The following is a 21,164-nucleotide window of genomic DNA, read 5'->3' on the forward strand; positions in this document are numbered from 1 at the left end:
CTGTTCGCGGACTACACCGCCACGGCTAAGGAACTGAAGCTGGTGGCCCGGAAGACCCCCGAGTCCTACGGCAACCTGCCCAAGTTCACGGCGGCCCCGTTCACGGCGTCGGAGCGTCACTGGCTTGGCCGTGAAGTCGGGTTCCGTCCGTACAACGCCAACGTGTTCGCGCCCGTGGCGGGCGGGGTGCAAGACGACCGCGCCACCATCGCCCACGGCACCGTGTGGTCCCTGTCCCCCAACCCCCGGTCCTTCTGGGTGTACGTGGAGGGCCAGGGTTTCTACAGCGTGCGCGAAGCCGACCTGCTCGTGGGGGTTAACGCGTGATGCACGTAGCCCTCACTCTGCTGGCCGTCTACAGCATCGGGACGTTCGTTCTCTACGCTGCACAGGCCGCCCACGCCCGGGAATGGAAGACGTGTGGGGCCTACATCATCACGGTGGCGTCCGTCGTGGCCGTCGGCGGGGTGGCCCTGATCTTCAACACCTAGAAACCCCCCAGTTTGTACCTTGCAACGAAAGTGTGTTAAGGTGGTTACACCGCCCCGGACCACGGGGCCCAACCCGAAAGGGGGCCGCCATGGCCAGCACCTCCACCCCCACCACCCGCCCGGCACTGCTTGGTATCGCCCACGGCGGCCCCGTGCGGGTCACCGAACTGGGCAAGGGCCACGGCGGCATTGTGTGGACGGTGCAGCCCGGGAACTTCCCGGCGTTGCTGGCCATGGTCAACGCCAACGGGGGCCCCGACTGCTGGCGGATTGAAGCCCTGTAAGGGCCCAACCCCACCATTGGGGCGTACAGTGGTGACCCCCAGCGGCTATCGGCCCGGTAACAACGACAACAGGGCCCGCCAGTTTCAAGCCAGCGGGCCCTGTCGTATCAGCCCGAAAGGACTACTCCACGTGAACCGAGAAGCAACCCCCATGCTATACCACCAAGTGGCGGCGACATACCAGTTCGGGTCAGTGCTGCCCCTCCCAGCCGGGGCCAAGACCCCACCGCCGGGCGGCTACACCGGCCACCACGGCAAAGACCCCGGCCCCGACGAGCTGGCCGCGTGGGGCAACCACGCGGGCAACTACGCGCTGCGCCTGCCCGATGGCGTGGTGGGCATCGACGTGGACCAGTACGGCAGCAAGAACGGCCTGGCCACCCTTCAGGCCGCTGAAGCCCAGTTGGGCGCGCTGCCAGACACCTGGATGAGCACCGGGCGGCACCCCCGCACCGGCTCAGGAATCCGCTTCTACCGCTACCCCGGCGGCAGGCTGGCCGGTGTGTTGGGTGAGTCCGTCGAGGTCATCCAGCGCGGCCACCGCTACGCCGTGGTGTGGCCATCGGTGGCCCACGGGTCAGACGGCACCACCCTTGAATACCGGTGGTACAAGTGGGTGCCCGAAGTGGGCGGGATTCCGGCGGGCTGGGCTGGCATGAACCGACCCCCACGCGTCGAAGAACTGGCCGAGCTACCCCCGGCGTGGGTGGCCCACCTCCAAGCTGGCGCGGCGGCGGACATCGGCCCGGCGGCGTCGGCATCCGACACCAACAAGCTGCTGTCCGACATCGTGACCGACGACCGGCCCATCTGCGGGGCCATGAAGACAGCCCTGGGTGTCGCGCTGTCCAAGCTCAGCGGGGCCGGGGCCGGCGGGCGGCACGACGCGGCCACGGCGGGCGCGTTGCTCATCGTGAGCACGGCAGCCGAAGGCCACAGCGGCTTCAGCGTGGCACTGGCGGAGTTCGAAGCCGCGTGGCACGAAGCCATCGGCCACGACCCCAGCCGGGCCGGTGAGTTCGAGCGCATGGTGAGCACCGCCGTGGGCAAGGCGGCAGCCAAGCACCCCGGCCAGACCGACCCCGTGGGCGGGCACCTGTGCGAACGCCCGGGCGATACCGGCACCTGGGTGACCGACGCTGTCGAAGGTGTGTACGTGCCCGTACTGCCCACCATCCCCGACGTGTTCGACCCCGCGGGGGCTGGTACGGACCTGGAACTGGCCGTGGCCGTGGCTCAGGCCATCCACCCGGCCTACCGGTGGGCCCATGATGCCCAAGGCTGGCTGGTGCGCGACGACAAGAACCACGTGTGGCGCAGCGAGCCCGGCAACGGGGCGTCCGGCGCAAAGGCCGCGGTCACGCGCATGGCGGCAATCTGCCCACCCGGTGACCCAGCGGCCCCAGACGGGTCGGACGCCAAGTACCAGGCGGCCCGGCGCAAGCGGCTTCAGTCGAACGCGGGCAACGGTGCCGTGGCGTCCATGCTGTTGTCGTCGGCCCCGTCGCTTCCGTGGCTTCGCGCCGACACGGCGAGCCTGGACGCCGACCCCAACATCTTGTGGGCGGGCGGCGTGCCGTGGGACTTGGCGGCGTCGAAGCCCCGACTGACCCCCCGGCTGGACATCGACCCCAACACTCCCCACCTGGCCACGGCAGCGGCCTACCCGGCGGACATCGCCACCCCACTGTGGGACACCTTCATGGCGGCGGCCTTCCCCGACCCCGAACAGCGGGCGTGGGTCATGCGGCTGTTCGGGGTGGCCACCACCGGCCACGCGGACGCGGCCTTGCCCATCCTGTACGGGCCCCCCGGCGCGGGCAAGACCAGCGCGGTGAAGCTGGTAGGCGAAGCCCTGGGAAGCTACGCCGTCTACCCGTCGGCGCTCATCCTGGACAACACCACCAACACCACCGAAGAGCGGGCCCTACTGGGCAAGCGGCTGGCGTTCGTGGACGAGGGCCCGCGGACCAACCGACTGGCCCTGGAGAAGCTGAAGGCCCTGACCGGCGGGGCCAGCATGCAAGGCCGGGAACTGTACAAGAACAACGTGACGTGGCGGCCCACCCACACCCTGTTCATGACCAGCAACGAGTACCCACAGGTGGCTGACGGCGGCCTGCGGCGTCGCGTGCGCGCCGTTGAGTCAGCCGGGGACATCGAAGCCGTGCGCGCGGCCATGCTGGCCATCGTGGGCAGCCCCGAGCGCTGGAAGGCCGAACTGCCCGGCGTGGTGGCGCGGCTCATCCATGAGGCGGCGGCGTACCTGGAAGACCGGACCACGGCGGACAACCCGCTGGGCGTCCAAGCCGACCTGGAAGCCCTGGCGCGTGAGCAAGACCCCCTGTTGGCGTGGATGGATGAGCGCGTGAAGCCCGGGGGCCCCACGAAGTCGATGGACCTGTGGGACGACTTCACGGCCTACGCCACGCGCATGGGCGTGAAATGGTCTGGGCTGCCCAGTCTGCACACCTGGGGCCGACGGCTCACGGCCATGGGGTACCCGGCTGAGCACACCCGAACCGGGAAGGTGCGGGCCCTGGAAGTCATCCACGGCGGGGGCTTCGCCATGGGTCCGTGGGCCCCCCCGGCGGGTGTCGAAGCCGCCCCGGAACAGGCCCCGGAAGGCCCCGAAAATGGGGGTGTGACCCTTTCAGAAGGCACTTCCGGCGCGGAACCTGAGAATCTCTCATATTCTCAGGATACGTTCGATTCGTCCCGTGTGCCCGCGCAGGGCGTGACCCTTTTGGCCCAGAACGGTGACCCATCGGTGACCCTTCCCGCCGCTGAAGGGTCACACACAAACCCCGTAGTCAAGCCCGCTTCTGGAACCCGCGTGACCCTTGTGACCCTTTCGACCCCTAAGGAGTCAGATAATCAAGAAGAAGTTATTAGTAATCGTACGCGCGCGTTAAATAAAGAGTTTACAAACCACCCCCCAAAGGGTCACACGGCCCCCGAAACTGACCCCGCGGCGGGGGTGTCGCTCCCGGCGGTCATGCAGCGCGGTGGGCAGCCCTTCACGGTGGCGCTGGACGATGCCCGGGCCCTGCTGTCAACCCTGGCCGGGCAGCGCGTCACCCTGGATGTGGAGACCAGCGGCTACCCCGTCGGGCACCGGGACTACCGACCCAAGACGATTCAGTTGGGTACGCGTGACTACGCCGTGGTGCTGGATGCCGCCGACCCCGACCACGTGGCACTGGCCACCGACGTGCTGGACGCCGCCAGCGAGATACAGGCCCACAGCGCTACCGCGGACGTATCGCTGGTGGCCCTGGCCGCCGGGCGGGATTCGGCCCCCTGGTGGGACAAGACCACCGACACCGCCGTGCTGGCCGCGCTGGCCCCCGCTGACCTGACCGGCCTGCACAAGAACCCCAAGGCCCTGGGCCTGAAGGCGCTGTCCGCCAAGCTGCTGGAAGCCCCTGTGGCCCCCGAAGCCGACAAGGCCCGCGCCGCGCACTTCCGCGCCAACAAGTGGCTGACCAACCCCGACGTGACCACGCCGCCCGAGCGCAACGGCTGGCACGAAGTGGACCCCGGCCACCCGGTCATGGTCACCTACGCGGCGTCCGACGTGCTGGACACCGACGACGTGCGCACGCGCCTGCCCAACCCCCCGGCTACGCTCATGGCCCGGGAACGACGGCTACAGGGTGTACTTGCCCGCCTACCTGAGCGGGGCTTGAGGCTGGACGCTGAACGGGTGGCCGAACTGAAGGCCCACCATGAAGCCGAGCGCGACAAGTGGGCCGACGCGTTGAAGGCCCACGGCGTGGATGACCCGGGCAGCAACACCGAGCTGGGCCAAGCCTTCATTGCGCTGGGCGCGGACCTGCCCGCTACCGCCACCGGCAAGCCCAGCACCGCCGCCGCCACCATCGAGCGGCTGGCCGAACACGACGGGCCCGCCCGCCAACTGGCCCAAGACCTGTTGGCCTACCGTGAGCATGCGAAGCTTCTGGGCACCTACCTGGTGCCCTTCAGCTTGCAGTGCACACACGGCGACGGACGGGCTCGACCCACCATCCTGACCCTCGGCGCGGCAGCCACGGGCCGCATGTCCAGCGTCCGGCCCAACATCCAGCAGGTGCCCCGCGACGGCGGCATGCGCGCCATGTTCGTGGCCGACGACGGGCACGCCTTCATCGCCGCCGACTTCTCCAGCGTGGAGGTCCGCATTGCCGCCGCCATCACCGGGGACGCCACCTTGGCCCACATGGTCCGCGAAGGCATCGACCTACACGGCGAAGTGGTGAAGCTGGCTTGGGGGCTCAGCCCCGAAGACCCCGACTTCAAGGCGGTGCGATACGACGCCAAGCGCGCCGTGTTCGGCTACCTGTACGGCGCGGGGCTCACCACCATGGCCAAGCAACTGGGCGCGCACGGCGACAAGGCCCAAGCTGTGGTGGACGCGCTGAAGGCCATCACCCCGCAGCTGATCGACTACGACCGCGGACTGCGGCGCGCCGTGGAGACAGGCAAGCTCACCCGCTGGGTGCACCCGTCGGGGCGTACGTCGTGGTTCAACGCTGACCAGCCCCACAAGTCCCTGAACATGGTCGTGCAGGGCTATGGGCGCGAGCTGCTGGTGGATGCCATGTTCCGGTGGGAAGCCATGCACCCCGGCCACACGATCATCCCCATCCACGATGAAATGGTCATCCAAGTGGATGCTGAGCACGCCGACCAATACGCGGAAGACTTGGTGGCATGCATGACCACCACACTTGAGCCGTCTATCCCCATCGTGGCCGAAGCCGACGCGCCCACCACCCGGTGGGGTAGCGTTGAGTCATGAGGCCCAAGAAGAACCCCCGAAGCGATAGGGATTCACGCGGTTACGGGTTGGCGCACAAGAAGCGGCGTGAGCGTGAAGCCCGCAAGCTCAAGCACGCTGGGCAAGTACCGTGCGCCCGTTGCGGCTACCCGGTCTTCTATGAGTGGCCGCTGAGCCCGCCCGAGCCGCACGCGCCCAAGTGCCCCGCGGTCAAGTGTGAAGGAACCTGTTGGGCGGCTTGGGACTTGGGGCATACCGACGACCGAGCGGGCTACAACGGCATTGAGCACCGCTCATGCAACCGGAGCGCGGGCGCGGTCAACTCCAACAAGCCCAAGGCTAGGTTCGTGCCCGGGAAGGATTACGGATGGTGACGTGTTCACGGTGCGGCGAAGTACGCGCACACGTACGCGAACACTCAACTTGCACACTTGTTGTGTAATCAGCGAAAAGGTGCTAGGGGGGGCGTTCGCACCGCTGGCCGTGGGGTAGCGGGCATTCCGCCCGATGGAGTGTCGGACACCTAGCGCCGCGAAAAGGGCGTCACCGTCGGGCGGCTGGCCCTAAATGAAAGCGGTTCTCACTATCTGTTGGCCGCGTCGGCATACCGTTACGCCAACGCTGTAACGGTTGGGCTATTCTGTGCTACATGGGAAATCGGGCACGGTGCGAAGTCTGCGGCGGCAGCATGGCGGGCAGGCGCGCGACGGCGGTTGTGTGTTCCCCGGCGTGCCGACAGGCTAAGTTCCGCGACGCCCGGCGCACCGACGCCAAGACTGAGCCCACGAAGCGCGCACCGCGTAACCCGAGCGCCGACGACACGCCCGAGACCCCCGCGGAACTTCACGGGCGGCTGGAGGAAACCACGCGCCGACGGTTCGAGGCGGCGGGCATTGACGACTACGACGAAGACCCGCTGGCGGTCCACCTGCTGGGCATGGCCCGCATTCTGGACAACCCCGGCAGCGTCGCGCCCGGCAGCCTCACCGGAATGGGCAAGGCGTTCCGAGACGCCTACAAGGACTTCATGCGCGACCACGAAACCGTAGACCTCGCGCGCGACCCTGTTGCCGCTGTCCAAGACGAAGCCGCGCAACTGCTGGCCGGGCTGGGGGCGGCATGATGCCGCGGCCTGACCCTTACGCGCTACTGCCCCCGGCGTACCACACGAGCCCCCCGCGTGCGGTGACGCTGGGCCCGCTCGTGGGCAAGACGTGCCGGGCAGCCGGGTACGCGCCCGACCCCGAACAGCAACTAATCCTTGACGACGTGTTTGCCTACGGGCACGACGGTCTGCCCGCGGCGTTCGAGTACGGCGTAATCGGCCCCCGCCAGCAACTCAAGACGGGCACGCTCATTATGTGCGCCATAGGCTGGCTGTTCGTGGTGCCCGTCGGTCACGTGCGTAACGTCAACTGGAACGCCCACCTGAAGGAAACGGCTATCAAGTCTTTCCACGAACTGGCTGAGGTAATCAAGGCCGCGCCGAACTTGCGCGGTAAGTTGCTTGACGACCGAAGCGGCGGCATCCACACGGGCAAGGACGTTGAGAAGATTCTGACCGCCGACGGGCGACAGCTGGACGTGAGCGCGCGCACCGAGCGCGCCGGCCGCGGTCTTACGGGTGACCGGATCGTTCTTGACGAGGCCCTGTACCTGACCGACGCCATGTTGGGCGCGCTCATGCCCACGCTGACCGCGCGCCGCGACGCTCAAGCCGTCTACGCTTCCACGCCCGGCCTGGCGGGCTCAAGCACGCTCAGGGCCAAGCGCGACGCCGGGCGCGCCGGGCGCTCAACGTCGTTGGGCTGGGCTGAGTGGGGCACCGAGCGCCCGAAGTGCGCGCACGACGACGACCGTACCGGCCGGAAGTGCCTACACTTCCCGCCCGGAAACCCGCTGCACGTGCCTGGGTGCGCGATGGACGACGAAGAACTGTGGGCGCGAGCAAGCCCGCTGTTGGGGCGTGTGCGGCCCAACGGTACGGGACTGAGCTTGGAGCGCATGCGCAACCTACGGGAGTCGATCCCGCCCGCTGAGTGGGGGCGTGAGTACCTAGGTTGGTGGGACGAAGCTGACGCAACAGACGTGTTCGGTGACGGTGTTTGGAGTGCCGCCACGGCGCGGTACTTCGACGCTGACGACAACGAGCACATCGGCCTACCTACCCCGGCGGACTTTGACCTGAACACCGTGGGCGTGGCCGTAGCCGCTGACCTGACGAGCGCCGCCATTGTGGGCGCGGGCCCGCGTGGTGAGCGCACGGCGTGCCGTGTGGTGGCTACCGGGCTGGGCTTCCAGTGGGTGGCCCCCCGGCTAAAGGAACTGTTGGAGGAACGGCCCCGTACCCGTGTGGTCTACGATCCCGGGGGCCCTTCGGGCGTGCTCACGGCTGAGCTTGAGAAGATGGTTAAGCCGTCACGCCGACTAGTCAAGGCGTCGTTTCAACAGTGGAAGGCGGCATGCGCTGGGCTGTGGGACGGCGTACGTAACGGCACCGTTGAGCACGGCGGTCAGCCCGAGCTTGACGCTTCGGTTGGCGAAGCCAAGAAACGGCCTATCCTAGACCGCTGGGTGTGGGAGCGGTACGGTTACGATGCAAGCCCGTTGGAAGCCGCTACGCTAGCGGTGTGGGGTGTGACGAACGTAGCGCGCGCGTCAGCCTACGAGACTGGAAGGGTCTTGACGGTATGATGAGCCGAACGCGACTAAGCAAGGCGGGGGTGACCCATGAGTGAGTTGGTGCGCTGGCATAGCCCCACCGTCACCTACGTCAACGGCGCGCCGTGGGAACAAGTGGTTGCGACACTTGGCTACAACCCGAGCACGCTCAACCCCGCCAAAATGTGGCGCACGCAACCCCACTTGCGCGTTGTGGTGGACTTCCTAGCACGCAACGTCGCGCAGCTTGGCCTACACGTCTACGAGCGCATGCCCGACGGCGGGCGCGTGCGCGCGGACGATTCCGCGCTGGCGCAGTTGCTCCGGTTCGTGGATGGCGCTATAACCACCTACGATCTTGTGTACGCAACCGTGGGCGACTTTGCCCTGTACGACGCGGCCTATTGGTGGCTTATGCAGGATTCACGAGTGCCGACGGGCTACCGACTGCTACGCCTACCCCCTACGTGGGTCAGCCAGTGGCCCGGCGACGACTCCCCGTTCTTTGCCAGCCGGTTCAACGTTGCGTTCCAAGGCAAGGTACATACGATCCCGGCCAGCATCGACGGCTCACCCGGCGTTGTGCGCTTCGGGGGCTACAGCCCGACGGCCTACATTGGCAGTTCGAGCAAGGTCGAAGCGCTCAAGGCGACTCTGCTAGAACAGATCGAGGCCGCGCGCTACCGCTCCCAAATTTGGGAAAACGGCGGCCGCGTGTCTGCCGTGCTTGAACGCCCCGTGGACGCTGAGCCGTGGAGTGACCGAGCGCGCGACGCGTTCCGCGAGGATTGGTACGCCAAGTACACGGGCAAGGGCCCCGGCGCGGGCGGTACGCCCATTCTGGAAGACGGCATGAAGCTCACCCGCGTGGACTTCAACGCACGCGAGCAACAGTTCGTAGAGGCGGCCAAGCTCAGCCTGCAGACCGTGGCCAGCGTGTACCACGTCAACCCCACCATGATTGGGTACACCGACGGCGCGACATACTCGAACGTGCGAGAGTTCAGCCGCATGCTGTACACCGACACGTTGGGGCCGATCCTTCGGCAGGTTACCGAGCGGATCAACAAGCAACTGCTGCCAGTCATGGGGCTTGACCCGGCGCGGTTCTACGCCGAGTTCAACATTGCTGAGAAGCTGGCCGGTTCGTTTGAGGAACAGGCCGCCGTGCTTTCGTCGTCGGTTGGTGCCCCGTGGCTCACCCCCAACGAAGCGCGCGCCCGGCAGAACCTCCCGGCTATTGAGGGCGGCGACCAACTCGTTGTGCCGCTCAACGTTACGGTGGGTGGGCAAGCCAGCCCCCGCGACAGTGGCACACAGAACGAGACACCCGGCGCGCCCGACAGGGCTACCGCAGCGCCACTGCCGACGGCCAAGCGCGCCGCGCTGCCCCCGGTGAAGTCACGTCGGGCACGCACGGCGGCTACCGACGCCGTAGCCGCCGTGTTGGCCAAGTTCTTCGAGCACCAACACAAGGTGCTACGGGGCAAGAAGGACAAGCTGCCGTGGGACTCTGAGCGCTGGGACAAGGAACTGACGGCTGACCTGCTGGCCGTCAGCCGCGCCGAAGCGCTCAGGGCCGCTACCGACGCGCTCAAGGACAACGGGCTAGGTGCCGACGCATACGACGAAGCGCGCACCGTGGCGTACTTGACGGAATCGAGCGCCCGCAAGGCTGAGGCGATCAACGAGGGGACGCGCAAGCGCCTACAAGACGCCGTGGACGCGCTAGACGATTGGGACGACGAAGACGGCGAACCGCCCAACCCGTACGACAAGGTTCTAGTGGACGAAGCCGACGGGCACGCCCACACGTGGGGCGCAGTGGTCGCGGGCTTCGCTACCGGCTTCGGCATCACCGAAGCCGCCCGGCAGAACGGCGGCAAGAGGGCAACCAAGACGTGGATTGTCACGAGCGCCAACCCGCGTGAGTCTCACGCCGCCATGGACGGCGAAACGGTACCCATTGACGACACGTTCAGCAACGGACTTGACTGGCCCGCGTCATTCGGTGACCCTGACGAAGTGGCTGGTTGTCAATGTGAGGTGGCCGTTTCGTGGTGATCTACGAGGTACATAACGGGCGTGTCAGTGTGCGGTTGAAGTCTCGTGGTAAAGGTATGCTGGCCGAGACAGGAAGGGGCGCACGATGAGCGGCGTTAACACCGTGGGCGTGAAGCACGCGGCGTTCAGGATCAAGCAGGCGGGCGACGAAGACGGCTTGAAGCCAGGCGCGTTCGTCGGCTATGCGAGCGTGTTCGGCAACGTGGATAGCTACGGCGATATTGTGGAGCCGGGAGCGTTTGCCGACACGCTGGAAGAGCTCAAGGCGAAGGGCGACCCCATCCCCCTGTTGTGGGGCCACGACATGTTCGACCCGTTCAGCAACATTGGCAGCATCGACCCGACCAAGGCGGTTGAGGATGAGCGCGGCCTGAGGGTTGAAGGTGAGCTTGACCTGACCAACCCCACGGCTGAACAGGTGTACAAGCTGTTGAAGGGCCGACGGGTTACCGATATGTCGTTTGCCTACCGTGTTCTTGAGGAACGCAAGGCCAACGACGGCAACCACTTGCTCAAGCTTGACCTGCTGGAAGTGTCCGTTGTGCCCATCGGGGCCAACTCTGAGACGGACATTATGGCGATCAAGTCGCGCCTGAACGACCTTGGCCTCAAGGCCGGGCGTGTGCTCAGCGCGGCCAACGAAGGGCGCTTGAACGAAGCCACGGCGAAGATTCTGGAAGGGCTCAACTCCATTGAGTCGGTTCTAGCTTCCGTGGCCACGGGCGCTGATACAATCTTGGCGGACACGGGCGGCACGCCCGGTTCACCAATAGCCGATGGTAAGGCCAGCGGTACGCACGAAGACAAGGAAGCCCCTGTTGAGGAACCCAGCCCGGAAACGGGCCCGGTCAAGGCAGCCACGGCGACTGAGGATCAGAAGGCGGCACCGTCCGTTGACACCTTGGCGGCATTGTGGGCGTACACAAGTACGTTCACAGACAACTAGCCTGAAAGGACGGTACCCAACATGGGGCCCAAGGCAAGGCGAGCCGCAGCTATCAAGGCGGCACAGACGATTCTAAACACCGTGAAGGCTGAGGACCGCGACCTGACCGAAGACGAGCGGGCCAAGCTCACTGAGTTTGAGGCCGAAGTCAAGGAGTGCGACCGTCTCATTGAGGCCGCCGCCGGTGACGAAGCGCTGTTCGCGGCGTTCAAGACCGCTGGGGGCCCGCTGGACGATCCCGGCGCAGCCGACGACGAGCCCTACAAGGCGAAGTCTCTGGGCGACCATTGGGCGCACCACCTCAAGGCGAAGGGGCTCAATAGCCCCAAGGACATTCCTACCGGTCTGACCGTGGGCGCTCCAGAACTGCTGTTCGAGAAGGCCGCGACCGACACGCAGACCGTCGGGGGCGCTACCGGCGCGTACGGCCCGCTCGTGACTGACCTTGATACGAACTTCGTCATGCCCAAGCGTGACCGTCTCGTTATCGCGGACCTGTTGCAGTCGGGCACCGTGTCCGGCAGCGCGATTAAGTACGCGGTCTTCGGGGCGCTTGAGGGTGGCACCGGCTACGTTGCCGAGGGCGGCACCAAGCCGCAGCTTCATGTGGCCGATCCCACGTGGGTTACCGACGCGCTGGGCGAAATCGCCGGTTGGTTCAAGGTCACCGACGACATGGCCGAAGACCTGCCCTACATGGTAAGCGAAATCAACAGCACCGCCGTCTACGACCTTGGCCAGAAGGAGGAGCAGGCGCTGCTGTTCGGCAACGGCACGAGCCCGAACCTCAGGGGCATCACGCAGCGTTCCGGCATTCAGACCGCCACCAAAGACGCGGACACCGCGCCTGACGCGATCCTCAAGGCCATTGGCAAGGTGCAGACCGCCACGGGCATGAGCGCTGACGGTATCGTCATGCACCCGACAGACTACGAAGCCCTCCGGCTCAACAAGGACGGCAACGGCCAGTACTTCGGCGGGGGCTACTTCCAGGGCCAGTACGGCAACGGTGGCGTCATGGAGAACCCGCCCGTGTGGGGCCTTCGTACCGTCGTCACGTCGGCCATCCCTGCCGGTAAGGTGCTCGTGGGCGCGTTCAAGTCGGCCAAGCTGTTCACCAAGGGCGGTATCCGCGTGGAGTCCACCAACAGCAACGTGGATGACTTCATCAACGACAAGATCACCACGCGACTTCGTAAGCGCGAGGGCCTGCAGGTGAAGTACCCCGCTGCTTTCGTCTACCTTGACCTTACGGTCTAAGGGCTGACGGCGAGAAAGGAAGGGTGACGACATGAGTGTTAAGACATTCGACAACGTGCGAACCCCCAACGTGAAGAACATCAGGAAGGCGCTTGCGGGCGCAGTCTTCGTCAAGCGCTACGCCGGCGGAGACCCGCCCGTAACGCAGGTGTGGACGGCCGAGGGCGGGCTCATCGTGCCGTCCGGGTACAAGGACGTGGGTGTTCTGTCCAAGGCCAGCGCCGTGAAGCTGGCTCGGGATACCAACACGAGCGACGTTGAGTCGTGGGGCTACGCTCAGCCGACGCGCCGCGACATTACGTCCGACGTGACCACGGTTTCCTTCACGATGCAGGAGAGCAACAGGCTTGCCATGGAGCTTCACGGCGGCGTTGACCTTAGTGCGGTCAAGGCCGACGCTCAGGGCAACATCGTCGTGGACAAGCCGAGCCGCCCGCAGGCGCTTGACTGGCGGGTGTTCATCTTGTGCAAAGATGGCGACGGGGCCGACGCGATTTACTGGCTTGACTGGCTTCCCAACGCTCAGGTTACGGGCGTTGAGGATCAGGAGAACAGCGAGTCTGCTGAAAAGGCCTACACCGTCACAATGACCGGTTACGAGGACCCGGCAATCAAGACGGCCCACCGCCAGATTTGGGGCGGGCCCGGCCTTGACGTTGCGGGTATGGGCTTCCTGCCCGCGTAGCCCCGCAGGTTGGTGTAAGCTGACCTAAGCCGGGGCCATTTCGGATGCGGTACCCAGTCAAGAATCGCCCCGGCTTACACACTGCAAGCCCCCTGAGTTGCCAAGACTCAGGGGGCTTCGTGCATGCCTTAAACGGTGTGCCCCGCTATGCTTGGGGCTAGGCACGGCCCAACACCGGGCCCCCGACTTAAGGAGTGAGCCACCATGGCCAACACTGAGTACAAGCTGACCCGCCCGGGCGACGACCACGAGTTCACGATGCTGCTGGACGAGGACGACCGCCAGCGCTACGAGGATGCGGGTTGGAAGCCGACGGCGACCAAGCGCAAGAACCCCACCACCCCCCGCGACCTTGCCGCCCGGCAGCCGCGCACGCGACGCACCGCCGCGAAGGCCGACGACACGACCGACGCCGACGAGTCGAACGCCGACGACGCCGACGTTGAGGTTGTGGAGTAAGCCGCAACCACGAGCCTGAAAGGAGGGGGGCACCAATGGCGTACCCGCCACTAGTCACCGTCCAAGACCTGCCAGCGGGCCCCGGGGCCCCCTCACAGGACGACCTAGACGTTATAGCCGATGACGTGCGCGCTCACTGTGGTTGGCACATTGCGCCCGAAGTAACCGAGACGCTGACGCTTGACAGTAACGGCGCTGAGGTGATCGTACTGCCCACGCTGGCGCTCAACGACGTTACCGCGGTTCGGTACTGGAACGGCTCAGAAATGGTGCCGCTGAACGGGTGGGATATCCGAACGGGTTGGTCTACCGAGTCGAGCACGATTCGACGCGCTGGGGGCTTCCCCCGTGGGCGGCGCATGCTTGAAGTGGACGTACGACACGGCTACGAGATGGTGCCTAAGTCGCTCGTGGCGGGCCTTGTGCGACTGCTGGCGGGCCCCGGCGCGGCTGACGTGGCCAGCGAGTCACTGCCCGGCCACGCGGTCACCTACAGGGGCACGACGGCCTACACAAGCACCGCCGCGTTGCTGGCCTCAGGCGGCGCGTTGGCCCGGTATCGTCTGGGGCCCCGGCCATGACGCGCAACCTGTACACCGTGCCGAGCGTCATCGTGAAGCGCGGCACGGTCACGGGGCGCGACCGCTACAACAACCCCGTGTACGGGCCCGACGTGCGCGTTGAGGCCCCGTGCTGGCACACACACCAAGCTTCGAGCGAGGACAACACGACGGGCGTACAGTACGTTGAAACCTACATGGTTCAGTGGCCCCCCGAGTTCTACGCCGACGTTGCGGGTAGCGATGAAGTGTCGCTGCCCGTTATCGGCACGTTCCACGTCGTGGGCGAGCCCCTGTACCAACCATCAGGGTTGGCCATTGAAGGCTATTGTCGTGCCAACCTCGAACGCGTGAAGGGCTAAAGGCCATGCCGTCACTGAGGCTGTCTAAGGAGTTCATGCTCAACGCCATGCAAGCCCCCGGCGTACGCGCCGCGTTGCGCGATAAAGCCGAAGAAATCGCGCGCGAAGTCAACGCCGAAGTGGCCCGGGATGACTACTACGTTGACGTGGCCGACCGCTACAAGACGGGGCCCCCCGAACTGGACGTTACCGTGGGCGAGGGCACACGGCCGGGCGGGCGACCGTATGCACGTGTGAGCGTGCCCCAAGAAGATGAGTGGGGCGACTACAACGAGCCCAAGCGGCGCGTGCTCGGCCGATTGGCCGCGCGGCACAACACCCCGAAGGGCGGGTAGCAACCATGGAATGGCCAGACATTGAAGGCGCGCTTATCACACGGTTGGTTGCCGACGGTCACCGGGGCGAGATAGGCACCGAGACGTACCCGCTTGAAGGTGGGCCCGACCGATTCACGCGCCTACACGCAATCGGGGGCGCAGATAACGGCCTGACCGACGCCGCCCGCGTGGACGTGGAGACGTTCGCGGCCAGCCGGGAAGTGGCCATGGATATGGCCAGCGAGCTACGCGCGTGGATGCACAGGCAGGCCGGGCGGTCAGTTGCCGGCGTGCTCATCGACACCGTACGCACGGCCCAACGCCCTACCCAACTGCACTACCGCAACCCCGGCGTCTACCGCGTAGTAGCTAGCTACACCGTAGAGACGCGACTACAGTAGGAAGCGCGCGCACGCGCAGACGAGAGGAAACCGGCCATGGCCACCCCCAAGACGTACAAGCTCAAGACGCCCGACGGGCGTACTTACGCCACGAGCGACGAAGCCGAGCGTGACCAACTGGTTCGTACGCGCGGCTACACCGACGTGACCCCCAAGCCGCGCAAGGCAGCGCAGCGACCGGCCAACAAGGCCGCTCAGGCCCCCGCCAACAAGGCTGAGGCCCCCACCGACACCAAGGCCGACTGAGCCCCGACGCCCGGACGAAAGGACTACTACCGTGGCAACCAATGAAGTAACGCGCACATGGGACAACTACGCGCGCGAAGCCGAAGCCGCTGACTTCGTACTCAAAACCGCTGACGGCGAGATTCGCATAACCAACCCTACGGGCGCGCGTATCAAGCGCGTTGCTCAGGGCATGCGAGCCGGTGACCTAGACCTCATCCTGCTGGGGCTCACCGGCGACGCCTACCAAGACGTGTCCGCGCTCGTGGACAAGGCAGGCCATAAGGCCATGCCGAAGCTCGTTGAAGACCTCATGGAACACTTCGACATGTACGAGGAAATCGAGTTGCAGGGCCCCGGTGGCGGCACCGTGCGCGCGACCAAGCCCCGTGAAGTGAAGCGGCTGTTGGCCATGGGGTACACGCCCGTGGGGGGGTAGTTAGCCGTCTCGTCAGGTTGGTTGAGCTAGTCGAACGCTACGGCGCAGCGATTGAGTACGACCTACACGAACGGTTCGGGCTAGACCTGCTGGACTTCTTCCGGCACAAGCTCAGTTGGCGTAAGCTTGAAACGCTGTTGTGGCAGCTACCAAGCGGGACGGCATTCTGGGCAGCCCGAGCCGACGACGACGAGACGGCAGCCGCGATTCTCAAGCACATGGGCAACAAGCCGGGAAAGGCCGCGCCCCCCGCGCTCATTGAGATGAGTCGTACCAACCAATCACTGCTAGACGTGCTGGACACACTGCAAGTGGTGGTGCATCACCTTGAAGCGCTGGGCGGTGCTAAACCCAACACGCCCACCCCGGCGCTCAGGCCAGAAACAGGCATGAGCCGCGCTAGGCGCGCCGCTGAGCACACCGAAGCCGCGGACCTAGTAGCTGAGGCCAAGGCCGCGCAGGCGCGCGCCGAAGAAGCACAGAGGCCCCGGTGACGGTACGCTAGCGCTTGAACAACGGTGAAAGGGGCCGACGGTGGGCGACGCTGTATGGATTGACGTTCTGCCCAGTATGTCCAAGTTCGCGGACCAGCTGGGCAAGGGCGCCGACGAGGCGGCCGGCAAGTCGGGCAAAAAAGCCGGCGGGAAGTTCGGCCTGGCCATGGCAGCGGGGGTCACCGCGGTAGCGGGCGGCGTCGTGCTGGCGGGCAAGGCCCTGTATGACCTCGGTAGCACCTTCGATGACATGACGGACACCATCCGCGTGGGCACCGGGGCCACCGGTGAAGCCCTTGACGGACTCGTTGCCAGCGCCAAGAATGTAGGCACCAAGGTTCCCGCCGACTTCGGGGACATCAGCACCGCCGTGGCGGACATCAACACCCGTATGGGCCTGACCGGACCAACGTTGGAGACCTTTACCGGGCAGGTCCTGGAAGCCGGCCGGCTCACGGGTGAAGCCATCGACGTGAAAAAGGTCAGCGCGTCCTTCGCCGTGTTCGGCATTGAGGGTGAGAAGGCCACGGGGGCCATGGATACCCTGTACCGTGTCAGCCAGGACACCGGGGTTGGCATGAACGAGCTCGCGAGCATCGTCCAGAAGGCCGGCCCCGCGGTCCAGGCGCTGGGCTTCGACTTCGATCAGACAGCTGCTCTCGTCGGTGGTCTGGACAAGGCTGGTCTCGACGCTTCCAAGATGACCGCGGGCCTGGGCAAGGCACTTGTCACGCTGGCAAAGGACGGCGAAGAGCCCCAAAAAGCGTTTAGCCGCACCACCACCGAGATTCAGAACATGCTGGCCACGGGGGACACGGCCGGGGCCACCGAGTTGTCGGCTAAGCTTTTCGGCACCAAAAACGCCCCGCAGTTCATGGCTGCGCTACAACAGGGCAAGCTGAACCTGAACGACCTGACCGCCGCCGCTACGGGCAGCGGCGACACGATCATGCAGGCCAGCGCCGACACCGCCAGTTTTTCCGAGCAGTGGCAGATCTTCCAGAACCGCATGAGCGTGCTCGTTGCCCCGGTGGCCGAAAAGGTGTTCGGGCTCATCAGCGACGGCATGACGTGGATCAACGACGTTGCGATCCCTTATCTTGAGGACTTCTTTGGCGGTTGGTCTGACGGAACGGGCCCGCTCACGGCGGTACAATCCGTGTTCGACGGGCTGGGCGCGTACTTGCGTGATGTGCTGTGGCCAATCCTGAAGAACGTCATCGGGTATGTGCGCGATTACGTCATCCCGTACTGGCAGAAGGTGGCGGGCATCATTGCCGACACGGTGGTTCCCGTGCTGAAAGACCTCTGGGCCATGTTCAACAACAAGGTACTGCCCATCCTTCGCGCCGTGGCCGACTTCATCGCGAAGAACGTCGTGCCGGTCTTTCAGGACTTCGCTAATCGCGTGGTGCTGCCCCTCATGAAGCTGGTCGGGCAAGCGATTAGGGGTATGTGGGACAACTTCGCCAAGCCGGCGCTGAACGCCTTGTGGGACTTCATTCAGAACTATGTGGGCCCGGTCATTAAGTGGCTATGGGACAAGGTGGTCAGCCCTACCTTCAAGCTCATGGGCGACGCTGTGAGCGGCTTTGCCGAAAACTGGGCGTCTATCTGGTCGGGCCTACAGGCGGCAGCCGCTAAGCCGGTCAACTTCATCATTGAGGTGGTATGGAACCAAGGGCTACGCCGGGCACTGAACCTTATCCCGGGTATTGACTTGGCCGAAGCGCGGCCTATTAGAGTACCGTCCGCTGGTAGGCCCCGGGCTGCCATGGCGGGCGGAGGCATCCTTCCCGGTACGAGCCGCTACGCCGACGGCGACGACCAACTTGTTTGGATGCGTCGTGGTGAAGGCGTGACCGTGACCGAAGCCTTGGACGACTACGAGAAGGCCCGGCTGTTGCGGCTCAACAGGGCCGTGCTGGGCGGTATGTCACCGGCGCGGTTCCGGGACCAGTTCGACGCGCACGCCGGGGGCGGCATTGTGTCCTACAAGGGTAAGCGGTTCACCGAGCGCTTTGCGGCGGCTATCCGTGCCGCTGAGGCCATGGCGGGCGTGGGCTTTAACATTAGCCAGGGTGGCTTCCGCCCGCGCACAAGCTATTCGGGCACCTCCCACCAAGGTGACGCGCTGGACATGACCCCCATTACCACGGCGATTATTACGGCGCTACGCGCGTCGGGTATTGCCGCGTGGGACCGCACCGGCAAGGGCAACTGGGCCCCACACATTCACGGCGTGCCGCTTCCCGGATTCGGTAGCGCCGCCGGTTCGGCTGTCTGGCAGGCACAGGATTACCTACGCGGCGGCGACGGCCTAGGCGGGCGTGACAACGGCCCGCGCGTTACGCCCGGTAGCGGCGGCGTGTTCGACATCCCTAACATTATCGACAAGGTAGTGAAGGCGCTTCGTGACGGTCTCAACAGCCCGTGGGGTACGCTGCTGCGCGACGGCATGTTTAAGGTTGTCGAAACTGCCAAGGATTGGGCTATTAGGCAGCTAGACGTTTTGGGTATCACGGACCTATTCGCCCAAAAGACGTACCGCATGGACAACAGCAACAGCGGCCTGAAGAAGGTAATGTCGTCGCGGGGGTACGCTACGGGGACTAACTACGCCGCGCCCGGTTGGGCATGGGTCGGCGAACTGGGGCAAGGGTTCCCAGAGCTGGTCGAGGGGCCCCAGCTTCGGTACATGCGCGGCGGCGAGACGGTCCACTCGTCGGCGGCCACGCGCGCGCTGCTGGGCGGCGCGGGCACGCACGATGAGTCGCTACACATTGATACAATGTATGTAACCGTTGAGGCCGATGACCTAGACGGCGTGGTCGAGTTCTTCAAGTCGGCGGACAGGATCAAGGCACAAGGACGGGTGGGCTAAATGGCAATTCAGTGGGGCTCGTGGGCGGGCACTTCCCCGCGCCGTATGCGTGTCGGTGTCGATTACACGTCGGTGCCGGCGCCTAAGTCGTCCGATACCGCTGTAACCGTCCGCGCCACTATCTATGTCGGCGTGCAGTACGGTGTCAACGACCAGAACAACTCGCTGTCATGGTCTGGCACGCTGGGCTCGGGTTCCGGTTCCCGCCCATTTAACCTGTCGTCCAATTCGTCGCGCTCACTGCACTCACTGTCACGCGCGGTGCCCGTGTCCACGAGCCCTACGACGGTGAGTGTCACGGCGCAACTGTCGGGCGTGGAGTACGTCGGCGCGACGGCCCGCGTAACCGCTACGGCCACTATCCCCGCCAAGCCACAGAACCCGCCCGGGCAGCCCGGCGCGGTGACCATGACCCGTATCAGCGACACGTCGCACAAGATTAGTTGGGGCGCGTCGTCGGGGTCGGTCACGCGTTACCGGCTAGAGATTTACAACGCATCCACGGGCGGTTGGGGGTTGCTGGGCCACACCACAGCCACGGCATGGACGACGGGCACCACCAAACCGAACAGCGGGTACCGTGCGCGGGTCCGGGCCGAGGGGCCAGGCGGCGTGTCGGCGTACACCACACAAGCTACGGTGGCCTACACAACACCAGCGGCACCAACGGGTGTGTCCGCTGGCCGTTCGGGGTCATCCATCGTGGTGTCGTGGACGGATAGGTCCCCGTTCAACGACCAGTTCAAGGTGTACGCGTCGGCGTCGGGTGGGGCGTACACCCTGCTGGCGACGGTGCCTAACACAGGTACGTACACGCACAGCAGCCCCGACCCCACCAAGGTGTGGCGTTACCAGGTTGAGTCCGTGCGTCAGGCGTCCACGTCGGGTGTGGGTGTCCAACTGACCAGTGCCCGGGCCACGTCTAACGAGGTGCGGCTACTCTCCCCGCCACTAGCGCCTACGCTCGTGACCCCGGTGGGCAGTGTGCTCGACCCGGCCAAGGGACCGGTTACGTTCGTTTGGACACATCGCACTGCTGACTCGTCCAAGCAAACAGCCTACGAGCTGCAATACCGTGTCGATGGGGGCGCGTGGGTTCCGTTCTCGGGTACCACGGCATCGTCTAGGGCGCTGGACCTAGCCGATACGGGCGAGTATGAGTGGCAGGTCCGCACCAAGGGCGCGCACGCCGCATTCGGCCCCTGGTCGACGGTGGGGTGGTTCACGGCGGCGGATTCGCCGGTTGTGTCGATCACCGAGCCCGTCGATGGTGCGGTGCTGACGGGTAACCGTGTGACCGCGCGATGGACGCCGGATATCCAGACGGGCGCACAGCAACTTCGGTTCGTGGCTGAGTTGCAGGATGAAGCCGGGGCCACGCTGCAACGGGCTGTGGAAGAAGACCCTGTGGCGGCTTCTAGGGCGTTCAGCTACAACCTGCTGGACAACGCGACTTATCAGGTTGTGGTGACCGTCACCGACACCAACGGGCTGGTGTCTGAACCGGCGACGGTGACGTTTACCACGTCGTTCCTGCTGCCCGCGCCGCCCACGCTTACGGCGTCGTGGTCGGATAGCGGCGCGAGTGTGGCGCTTGTGCCTACGGCGTCTCCGGGCGAGACGTTCGCGTGGACGGGCGCGGCTCATGCGTCCACGTCTACGCGCACCGTCGGCGGTAAGACGGTCACCAATAGGGCGACCAACCCTAGTTTCGAGTCCGATTCGGTACCTGTCGGCGGCGTCCGGTCGGATGCGTGGGCGGCTGGTGGAACGTGGTCGCTGTATGTGACCGGTGAAGGCTACGGCTACGGCTTGTCGCCGTATGGTGAAAACCCCTACGGACTATAAG

21 protein-coding genes are annotated in these 21,164 nt (G+C 65.6%); all 21 read left to right on the forward strand.

What is annotated here, in order from left to right; all coding sequences use genetic code 11:
- Positions 1–327, forward strand: a 327-nt coding sequence (locus ACTQ48_RS08810; protein ID WP_441570643.1) for a hypothetical protein, incomplete at its 5' end; no start/stop codon positions are given.
- Positions 324–491 carry a hypothetical protein gene (locus ACTQ48_RS08815; protein WP_441570645.1) on the forward strand — a complete coding sequence of 56 codons (168 nt, stop codon included), beginning with the start codon at positions 324–326 and terminating at the stop codon, positions 489–491. The genes ACTQ48_RS08810 and ACTQ48_RS08815, both read left to right, overlap by 4 nt.
- 89 nt (positions 492–580) lie before the next feature.
- Positions 581–775 (forward strand): hypothetical protein, encoded by a 195-nt coding sequence (locus tag ACTQ48_RS08820; RefSeq protein ID WP_441570646.1) that lies wholly within the window; start codon positions 581–583, stop codon positions 773–775.
- Between the two features lie 151 nt (positions 776–926).
- Positions 927–5,579 carry a DNA polymerase gene (locus ACTQ48_RS08825; protein WP_441570648.1) on the forward strand — a complete coding sequence of 1,551 codons (4,653 nt, stop codon included), beginning with the start codon at positions 927–929 and terminating at the stop codon, positions 5,577–5,579.
- The gene (locus ACTQ48_RS08830) at positions 5,576–5,932 is read left to right on the forward strand and encodes a hypothetical protein (protein WP_441548092.1); all 357 of its coding nucleotides are present in this window, start codon (positions 5,576–5,578) and stop codon (positions 5,930–5,932) included. The genes ACTQ48_RS08825 and ACTQ48_RS08830 overlap by 4 nt, the downstream gene beginning before the upstream one ends.
- 314 nt (positions 5,933–6,246) lie before the next feature.
- Positions 6,247–6,681: a hypothetical protein gene (locus ACTQ48_RS08835; protein WP_441085630.1), complete on the forward strand. Its 435-nt coding sequence runs from the start codon at positions 6,247–6,249 to the stop codon at positions 6,679–6,681.
- A complete protein-coding gene (locus tag ACTQ48_RS08840; protein WP_441570650.1) occupies positions 6,678–8,252 on the forward strand; it encodes a hypothetical protein in 1,575 nt (524 codons plus the stop codon). The genes ACTQ48_RS08835 and ACTQ48_RS08840 overlap by 4 nt, the downstream gene beginning before the upstream one ends.
- 36 nt (positions 8,253–8,288) lie before the next feature.
- Positions 8,289–10,283 (forward strand): phage portal protein, encoded by a 1,995-nt coding sequence (locus ACTQ48_RS08845; protein WP_441085632.1) that lies wholly within the window; start codon positions 8,289–8,291, stop codon positions 10,281–10,283.
- Between the two features lie 85 nt (positions 10,284–10,368).
- On the forward strand, positions 10,369–11,229 hold the full coding sequence (locus ACTQ48_RS08850; protein ID WP_441085633.1) for an HK97 family phage prohead protease: 861 nt from the start codon (positions 10,369–10,371) through the stop codon (positions 11,227–11,229).
- Positions 11,230–11,250: 21 nt separating this feature from the next.
- Positions 11,251–12,489 carry a phage major capsid protein gene (locus tag ACTQ48_RS08855; protein ID WP_441141103.1) on the forward strand — a complete coding sequence of 413 codons (1,239 nt, stop codon included), beginning with the start codon at positions 11,251–11,253 and terminating at the stop codon, positions 12,487–12,489.
- Positions 12,490–12,520: 31 nt separating this feature from the next.
- The gene (locus tag ACTQ48_RS08860) at positions 12,521–13,174 is read left to right on the forward strand and encodes a phage tail tube protein (RefSeq protein WP_441085635.1); all 654 of its coding nucleotides are present in this window, start codon (positions 12,521–12,523) and stop codon (positions 13,172–13,174) included.
- Positions 13,175–13,378: 204 nt separating this feature from the next.
- Positions 13,379–13,633: a hypothetical protein gene (locus tag ACTQ48_RS08865; RefSeq protein WP_441085636.1), complete on the forward strand. Its 255-nt coding sequence runs from the start codon at positions 13,379–13,381 to the stop codon at positions 13,631–13,633.
- A gap of 125 nt (positions 13,634–13,758) precedes the next feature.
- Complete coding sequence (locus ACTQ48_RS08870; protein ID WP_441563959.1) at positions 13,759–14,214, forward strand: hypothetical protein; 456 nt, start codon at positions 13,759–13,761, stop codon at positions 14,212–14,214.
- Positions 14,211–14,555: a hypothetical protein gene (locus ACTQ48_RS08875; RefSeq protein ID WP_441085638.1), complete on the forward strand. Its 345-nt coding sequence runs from the start codon at positions 14,211–14,213 to the stop codon at positions 14,553–14,555. Before ACTQ48_RS08870 ends, ACTQ48_RS08875 begins: the two co-directional genes overlap by 4 nt.
- Positions 14,556–14,560: 5 nt before the next feature.
- A complete protein-coding gene (locus tag ACTQ48_RS08880; protein ID WP_441085639.1) occupies positions 14,561–14,890 on the forward strand; it encodes a hypothetical protein in 330 nt (109 codons plus the stop codon).
- A gap of 215 nt (positions 14,891–15,105) precedes the next feature.
- Positions 15,106–15,273 (forward strand): hypothetical protein, encoded by a 168-nt coding sequence (locus ACTQ48_RS08885; protein WP_441570652.1) that lies wholly within the window; start codon positions 15,106–15,108, stop codon positions 15,271–15,273.
- Between the two features lie 36 nt (positions 15,274–15,309).
- A complete protein-coding gene (locus tag ACTQ48_RS08890; protein ID WP_441085641.1) occupies positions 15,310–15,519 on the forward strand; it encodes a hypothetical protein in 210 nt (69 codons plus the stop codon).
- A 31-nt stretch (positions 15,520–15,550) separates the two neighbouring features.
- On the forward strand, positions 15,551–15,937 hold the full coding sequence (locus ACTQ48_RS08895; RefSeq protein WP_441085642.1) for a hypothetical protein: 387 nt from the start codon (positions 15,551–15,553) through the stop codon (positions 15,935–15,937).
- A 17-nt stretch (positions 15,938–15,954) separates the two neighbouring features.
- The gene (locus tag ACTQ48_RS08900; protein WP_441085643.1) at positions 15,955–16,431 is read left to right on the forward strand and encodes a hypothetical protein; all 477 of its coding nucleotides are present in this window, start codon (positions 15,955–15,957) and stop codon (positions 16,429–16,431) included.
- A gap of 40 nt (positions 16,432–16,471) precedes the next feature.
- Positions 16,472–19,315 carry a phage tail tape measure protein gene (locus tag ACTQ48_RS08905; protein WP_441563955.1) on the forward strand — a complete coding sequence of 948 codons (2,844 nt, stop codon included), beginning with the start codon at positions 16,472–16,474 and terminating at the stop codon, positions 19,313–19,315.
- The gene (locus ACTQ48_RS08910) at positions 19,316–21,163 is read left to right on the forward strand and encodes a fibronectin type III domain-containing protein (protein ID WP_441570654.1); all 1,848 of its coding nucleotides are present in this window, start codon (positions 19,316–19,318) and stop codon (positions 21,161–21,163) included. It abuts the gene before it with no gap.
- The last annotated feature ends 1 nt before the right edge of the window (position 21,164 follow it).

Source organism: Collinsella sp. Sow4_E3 (assembly GCF_052116285.1).
In the GTDB taxonomy this organism is placed as follows: domain Bacteria; phylum Actinomycetota; class Coriobacteriia; order Coriobacteriales; family Coriobacteriaceae; genus Collinsella.

Bases quoted from the DNA above. Each gene is read 5' to 3' on its own strand.
- ACTQ48_RS08890 (WP_441085641.1), top strand. From the start codon at position 15,310: ATGGCCACCCCCAAGACGTACAAGCTCAAGACGCCCGACGGGCGTACT.
- ACTQ48_RS08880 (WP_441085639.1), top strand. From the start codon at position 14,561: ATGCCGTCACTGAGGCTGTCTAAGGAGTTCATGCTCAACGCCATGCAA.
- ACTQ48_RS08825 (WP_441570648.1), top strand. From the start codon at position 927: ATGCTATACCACCAAGTGGCGGCGACATACCAGTTCGGGTCAGTGCTG.
- ACTQ48_RS08840 (WP_441570650.1), top strand. From the start codon at position 6,678: ATGATGCCGCGGCCTGACCCTTACGCGCTACTGCCCCCGGCGTACCAC.
- ACTQ48_RS08910 (WP_441570654.1), top strand. From the start codon at position 19,316: ATGGCAATTCAGTGGGGCTCGTGGGCGGGCACTTCCCCGCGCCGTATG.
- ACTQ48_RS08855 (WP_441141103.1), top strand. From the start codon at position 11,251: ATGGGGCCCAAGGCAAGGCGAGCCGCAGCTATCAAGGCGGCACAGACG.
- ACTQ48_RS08860 (WP_441085635.1), top strand. From the start codon at position 12,521: ATGAGTGTTAAGACATTCGACAACGTGCGAACCCCCAACGTGAAGAAC.
- ACTQ48_RS08865 (WP_441085636.1), top strand. From the start codon at position 13,379: ATGGCCAACACTGAGTACAAGCTGACCCGCCCGGGCGACGACCACGAG.
- ACTQ48_RS08875 (WP_441085638.1), top strand. From the start codon at position 14,211: ATGACGCGCAACCTGTACACCGTGCCGAGCGTCATCGTGAAGCGCGGC.
- ACTQ48_RS08820 (WP_441570646.1), top strand. From the start codon at position 581: ATGGCCAGCACCTCCACCCCCACCACCCGCCCGGCACTGCTTGGTATC.
- ACTQ48_RS08845 (WP_441085632.1), top strand. From the start codon at position 8,289: ATGAGTGAGTTGGTGCGCTGGCATAGCCCCACCGTCACCTACGTCAAC.
- ACTQ48_RS08835 (WP_441085630.1), top strand. From the start codon at position 6,247: ATGGCGGGCAGGCGCGCGACGGCGGTTGTGTGTTCCCCGGCGTGCCGA.
- ACTQ48_RS08885 (WP_441570652.1), top strand. From the start codon at position 15,106: ATGGCCAGCGAGCTACGCGCGTGGATGCACAGGCAGGCCGGGCGGTCA.
- ACTQ48_RS08850 (WP_441085633.1), top strand. From the start codon at position 10,369: ATGAGCGGCGTTAACACCGTGGGCGTGAAGCACGCGGCGTTCAGGATC.
- ACTQ48_RS08830 (WP_441548092.1), top strand. From the start codon at position 5,576: ATGAGGCCCAAGAAGAACCCCCGAAGCGATAGGGATTCACGCGGTTAC.